This window comes from Streptococcus sinensis (assembly GCF_000767835.1).
Lineage (GTDB): Bacteria > Bacillota > Bacilli > Lactobacillales > Streptococcaceae > Streptococcus > Streptococcus sinensis.
This window is the reverse complement of the sequence record NZ_JPEN01000016.1, coordinates 1-321: the sequence shown is the minus strand read 5'-3', so window position 1 is coordinate 321 and position 321 is coordinate 1. Positions and strand designations below refer to the sequence as shown.

1 protein-coding gene is annotated in these 321 nt (G+C 39.6%); it reads left to right on the top strand.

The genetic code is table 11. The features are described 5' to 3' along the window. Positions 1–309 (top strand): transposase (locus SSIN_RS00670; protein ID WP_037614560.1); only part of this gene is annotated, 309 nt, incomplete at its 5' end. Between the last annotated feature and the right edge of the window lie 12 nt (positions 310–321).

Sequence of the window (321 nt, the reverse complement as noted above, 5' to 3'; positions counted from 1 at the left end):
GCTTCCTGGGCTGGTTTGTGTCCTGGAAATAATGAAAGTGCCGGTAAAAAGAGGAGCACAAAAATCAGACATGGCAATTCCTATTTAAAAAGGTGTCTCTGTCAAGCAGTTTTTGCGGCAAAAAGACAAAAAGGAAGTCCACTAGCAGAGCGTTATTACCAGATTCAAAGCAGGAGAGGACCGCAAAAAGCAACTATTGCACTCGCACATCAACTTCTTAAAATAGCTTATATCCTTTTGAAAGAAAATCTTACTTATCAGGAGTTTGTGCTACAAAAAAAGGCTACTAGAGACGAGCCAGTAGCCTAATACAATTTTTTC